Raw genomic sequence first — 5,403 nt, 5'->3', positions numbered from 1 at the left:
GAGGTTTGCCGACCGCAAATCAATCTTAAATTTTCATGAAACTTGTGTACAACCAAAGGGGCAAGAATTAAAGGGAGTAACAAAACAAAATTTGGTATCGGAATTTGTCAGAGAATACTTGGAGGTTGGGTTTCGTTCTGCTCAACCCAACCTCCAAATTCATCAATTAAATCGATCGCCCTAAATACCGGATAAGCTTAGTTCTCACCCAAGTAAGCAGCTAACGCATCCGAACCGCCGATTAATTTGCCATCTATAAACACTTGGGGAACCGTTAATGCGCCCGTGACGGCTCTTAAAGACTTGGTGGTGATTTCTTTACCCAAGACAATTTCTTCGTATTCTAAGCCGCGTTGGCTCAGCAATGCTTTGGCACGGGCACAGAAGGGACAACCCACTTTTGTAAATAAGGAAATCAGTTTCGGTTTGACTGCGTTGGGGTTGATATAGTTGAGCATTGTGTTGGCGTCGGACACTTTGAAGGGATCGCCCGGTTCTTCTGGTTCGATAAACATTTTTGCGACTACGCCATCTTTGACTAGCATAGAATAGCGCCACGATCGCTTCCCAAATCCCAGGTCTGACTTATCTACCAGCATTCCCATCTGTTCGGTAAACTGTCCGTTGCCATCGGGAATAAACCTGATATTGTCTGCCTTTTGATCTTTTGCCCATTCTTCCATCACAAAGGCATCGTTGACGGAAATACAGATGATGTCATCTACGCCGTTTTCTTTGAATACTTTCGCCAATTCGTTGTAACCTGGGACGTGGGTGGAAGAACAGGTGGGGGTGAAGGCACCCGGTAAGGAGAATACAGCTACTGTCTTACCGGCAAACAGTTCATCTGTGGTCACATCTACCCACTGGCCTTTCTGACGGGTACGAAAGGTGACGTTGGGAACTTTTTGTCCTTCTTTGTTGGAAAACATGAATTTGGCTCCTGTGCGGTCAAATGGCATTCTCGATCGATTCTTATTTAAGCGTACTCATTATGAGTACGATTTGTCAAGTTATGCAAAGAAACCGGGTTTCTACAAAAAATGGTAAGTTTTACAAGCTTTGGATCGACTCAGAAACCCGGTTTCGACGCTCAGAGTCCTAAAACGGCGCGATAAGCTTGAACCTTGTAATCGATACCGGTGATATCGGTGCCGACCACAACTGCATAGGCTCCCAGTTGTAGGGCTTGTTGAGCCATCTGGGGTGAGGAAATGCCGCCTTCGCAAATGGCTGGTACATTCAACTGTTTTACCATTTGGGCCAGGAGTTCAAAGCCGGGAGGAGAGAGGTGCTTTGTGTTGTTGGTGTAGCCGTAGAGCGTTGTACCCACAATATCGGCACCGGCGTTTTCGGCAGCGATCGCTGCCTCAATGGTATCTACATCTGCCATGACCGGCTTGCCCAATTCCTTATGAATGCGTGCAATTAAGGTATGCAAGCTTTCATTACCCGGTCGATTTCTGAGGGTAGCGTCAATGGCGATGATATCTGCACCGGCAGATGCGATCGCCTCAGCGTGTTCGTACCCAGGAGTAATATATACATCGTATCCAGGGATCTGCTGTTTCCAAAGCCCGATTATCGGTACTTCTACTTTCTGGCGCACGGCACTGACATGGCTGGGTGTATCAATTCTTACTGCTGCTGCTCCCCGGAATACAGCAGCTTGTGCCATTGCGGCGATCGCGAGAGGATCGTGTAGGGGCGAGTCAGCAGGAGCCTGACAGGAAACAATCAAGCTATGGCGCAGTTGTGTTATTTTTTGTCGATCGACAGTCATTTGTTATTTGTCAGTTGTCAGTTGTTGGTTGTTGGTTGTCAGTTGTTGGTGGGGGAAAAGTTTACCGGGCGCGATAAATGATAAACTATGAAGCATCAACAATGAACAACGAAAAATTAATTATTAGCCATTAGCAATTGAACTTTGTGCAACAACTCTTGTGGCTGCACTGGTTTCTTCAGATAATCATCTGGCTCTGCCCCCAAACCGTATAATGGATTTGTGGGTATTTCCGTAGCAGTTATAGCCAAAATTTTTAGGTTTGATATTGCAGATGAATTACGCAATTGGCGGATCACTTCATAACCATTTAGACCAGACAGATTAATTTCCACGAGTGCGGCCAAAGGTTGCAAAATTTCAATTTGTTTTATAGCGGTTGTGCCTTCAATAATCCAGACAATTTGATAGCCGGCGGCAGTGAGAATATCGCAGATGAGGTTAGCTGTTTCTTCATCATTTTCAATCAACACAATGCGCCCTTGGGGGAGGTCGGTCATTATCGGTATGCGCGGATCGTTGGGAGAAGGAGGTGATGGCGGTAGAGGCAACCAAACTGTAAAAATAGATCCCTCTCCCACCCTAGAATCGACTTCGATCCGACCCCTATGCAATTCTACGAGTTGTTTTGTTAAAGCCAAACCCAAACCAGTGCCTTCGTATTGGCGGTGATAAGAGGTATCCAACTGTTGAAATTTCTGAAAAATTAGAGGTAGCTGCTCTTGAGAAATGCCGATACCGGTATCTTCTACCTGAAACACAGCCTGAGTGCCCTCCAACCAGACTCGCAGAGTCACTCGTCCGCCAGAGGGAGTAAATTTGATGCCATTAGTTAGGAGATTAAAAAGAATTTGTTTAACTCGTTTACCGTCAGCTAAAAATCGGTCTTGACTGGGAGATATGCGTAAATTAATTGCCAATTCAACGCCGCGTTGGAGGGCTTTTTCTCTGACAATTTGTAAGCTATATTGTGCGACTAGAGATAATGAAATATCGCTGATATTTAAAACGGTTTTACCCGCTTCCATTTGAGAAAGTTCGAGGATATCGTTGATTAACTCTAATAAGTGTTCGCCGTTATCGTGGATAGTTTGCAGGTAATCTCGCTGTTTCTGACTGAGTTGACCGAATGACCAGCGCAAGAGAGTAGCAGAGAGCCCGATGACGCAGGTGAGAGGTGTTCGCAATTCGTGGCTCATGGTGGCGAGAAACTCACCTTTGGTGCGACTGGCTGATTGTGCGGCTAGCATAGCATCGTGGAGTTCTTGGGTGCGCTCAATCACCCGTTGTTCTAAAGTTTGTTTTTGCTGTTGGAGTTGGGCATAAAGTTGAGCTTGGTAAATGGCGATCGCTAAGTGTTCCGCAATTTGCCGGAGAAAGTTTTTTTCATTTTCCTGCCATTGGCGCGGTTGGAAGCATTGATGGACAATCAGCAGTCCCCAGAGTTGTTCTTGGATGACGATCGGTACAGCTAACTTGGCTCGCACCCGAACGTTTCGCATTAAGTCCAACAAGCAGGGAGAAAAAATGTAGGCAGTTTCGATATCTTCGACGGCTAAGGCAAAACCTTTGCGATATTTCTCGCGAAATTTAGGCACTTTGATGAAGCAGTATCCCTCCTCTGCCAAATGGAGTACTGAGGGTATGCTATCGTCAGCCTTAGCTTCGTAGGTAATGCGACCGTAACAGGAGGAAGAATCCAAAGATGACAGAGGATAGAGGGGGTCTGGAAAGTTTGAGTCGGCATTCCGGTTGACTGGAAAGCCGTGGTAGTCGCCTGAAGAAGAAGCTATTTTAGAGTTATGCCGCTCCTCTATTGTGTCGCAGTGAAATTCATATACGATCAGGCGATCGGCTTGCAAAAAATTTCTTACCTGCTCAACAGCAGTATTCAGAATGACCGGTAATTCCAGACTTTGGCGGATTTGCGTTGTCACCTGATTCAGGAGTCGCTCTTGTTCGATCTGTTGGCTGAGCGCATTATGGACGGGTTGACACACAGAAACATAAGGATAGACCTTTTCTGCTGCATTGTTTTCCTCTCGATCCTGGGAAAAAATTTCTAGCAACGAGAGAGTAAATTCACTTTGAAGCGTCGGGTCGTTAGACTGGGGGATTTGGCTTGCTGCTTGCAGAGTTTGGCGGGCATAGAGATTGTTTTCTACTAAATTACTGATTTGGGTGAGAAAGGCGACGATCGCTGTTGGCTCGAAAGTCAACCCCACTCTAAGGAATTGGGCATTGGGGATTGACAGTTGGCAATTGGTCGTCAGGAGATTATCCTTTCCGTTGGGGCTTTCCGTCTCCCTTTTCTCCGATTCCCAGTCTCCGAAAAACCAGGCGCTAAAACGCTTTGAAATTAACAGCGCAAACCTTTCTGGCAGCGTTCCTTGGGGTAGTTCTACAGAAGACACTACATCTTCCGTCAAAAATAAGGTAAGATCCTGTGCTTGTCTTTTGCCCTTTTTGGAAAAATTGACGTGGGTATCGCCCTGAAACCTTTGAGCCATCTGCTGCAATAACTCTCGCACCCGCTCAAAAGTAGTCAGGGGCAAACATCGATTTAAAATTGAATTTTGATAACTGACCATTTTAGATATTTATTTATAGAAGCTAAATGCTTCGATCGCTAAGACTACTGCGAGAGGATCGATCCTGACTGGGTTTATTTAATTATTAAACAGGAAGGAAGATAACGACCAAGAGTTTATGTATCGTTTTGTCGCTCTGCCATCAGCCCCAGAAAAAATGTAACTTATGAGGATATTATCGTGCATCGTTTAGCTGCTACCCCCGGAGGGTGGAATTTTCAGGAAGAAGGAGTCATTTTTGTAGAGCAAACGCCTGCTCCCATCGTTTTTCTAACTGCTGCTGATACGGATATCCAAACCTTTGCCGCCGCAGTCGGCTTCCTACCGGACGGATTCCCAGCGCTGCGGGCGGTCAATCTGTTGCAGTTGCAACAACAGTTAAGTATTGATACTTATGCAGAACAAGTGCTTGCACAAGCAGAGGTAATTATCGTCAGGCTGCTAGGAGGACGTTCCTACTGGTCTTATGGATTGGAAGTGGTGCGGGAAACGGTGGAAAAATCCCAGAAAACGCTGATTGTTATGCCGGGAGACGATCGCCCAGATCCCCATTTATTCGATCGCTCCACTGTTTCACTCACAGTAGTTAACCAGCTGTGGCGCTATTTCACCGAAGGCGGCGTGCAAAATTTTGTTAACGCGCTTAAATTTGTTGCCGATGTGTGCTTAGGTCAAACCTACAATCCGCCGCCACCAGCAGAAGTTCCCCGTGTCGGACTTTATCGCTGGGAAATGGGGAATGGGAAACAAGCAGAATTGCCAATAGCTAAAGTGGGAATTTTGTTTTATCGCGCTCATTATTTAGCTGGAAATACAACTGTAATCGATGCGCTTTGCCAAGCTTTATTCACTCGCAAATTACAACCAGTGCCGATATTTGTCTCTTCTTTGCGAGAACCTGATGTGCAAGCAGAATTGTTGCAATATTGCCAGCCAAAAGATGCAGAAAAAATAGATATTTTGCTAAATACAACTAGCTTTTCTATTTCAGATTTGGGATTGACAATGCCATCCCCAATCCCCAATCCC

General features: G+C 45.7%; 5 protein-coding genes. 2 read left to right on the top strand and 3 right to left on the bottom strand.

Annotated elements, in window-relative coordinates:
• Window positions 1–184 (top strand): hypothetical protein (locus tag H6S82_RS33025; RefSeq protein ID WP_206756876.1); only part of this gene is annotated, 184 nt, incomplete at its 5' end.
• A 13-nt stretch (window positions 185–197) separates the two neighbouring features.
• Here H6S82_RS33025 and H6S82_RS16410 read toward each other — a convergent pair.
• The 3 genes from H6S82_RS16410 to H6S82_RS16400 all read right to left on the bottom strand — a co-directional run bounded on the left by H6S82_RS16410 (window position 198) and on the right by H6S82_RS16400 (window position 4,374).
• Window positions 198–932, bottom strand: a complete 735-nt coding sequence (locus tag H6S82_RS16410; protein ID WP_190465229.1) for a glutathione peroxidase — start codon at window positions 930–932, stop codon at window positions 198–200.
• A 161-nt stretch (window positions 933–1,093) separates the two neighbouring features.
• Entirely contained in the window at window positions 1,094–1,783 is a 690-nt protein-coding gene (locus H6S82_RS16405) for an N-acetylmannosamine-6-phosphate 2-epimerase (RefSeq protein WP_190465230.1), read from the bottom strand.
• A gap of 116 nt (window positions 1,784–1,899) precedes the next feature.
• A complete protein-coding gene (locus tag H6S82_RS16400; protein ID WP_190465231.1) occupies window positions 1,900–4,374 on the bottom strand; it encodes a GAF domain-containing hybrid sensor histidine kinase/response regulator in 2,475 nt (824 codons plus the stop codon).
• 180 nt (window positions 4,375–4,554) lie between these two features.
• Between H6S82_RS16400 and H6S82_RS16395 the strand changes: the two genes are divergently transcribed.
• Window positions 4,555–5,403: cobaltochelatase subunit CobN (locus H6S82_RS16395; RefSeq protein WP_191056432.1), on the top strand; the 849-nt coding region annotated here is incomplete at its 3' end.

The organism is Planktothrix sp. FACHB-1355, assembly GCF_014748295.1.
Classification (GTDB): Bacteria; Cyanobacteriota; Cyanobacteriia; order Cyanobacteriales; family Aerosakkonemataceae; genus Aerosakkonema; species Aerosakkonema funiforme_A.
The sequence above is the reverse complement of the archived record's forward strand: the minus strand, read 5'-3'. Positions and strand labels throughout refer to the sequence as shown.

Excerpts from the sequence above, each read along its gene's own strand:
- H6S82_RS16410 (WP_190465229.1), bottom strand. The coding sequence starts at position 932 with ATGTTTTCCAACAAAGAAGGACAAAAAGTTCCCAACGTCACCTTTCGT.
- H6S82_RS16405 (WP_190465230.1), bottom strand. The coding sequence starts at position 1,783 with ATGACTGTCGATCGACAAAAAATAACACAACTGCGCCATAGCTTGATT.
- H6S82_RS16400 (WP_190465231.1), bottom strand. The coding sequence starts at position 4,374 with ATGGTCAGTTATCAAAATTCAATTTTAAATCGATGTTTGCCCCTGACT.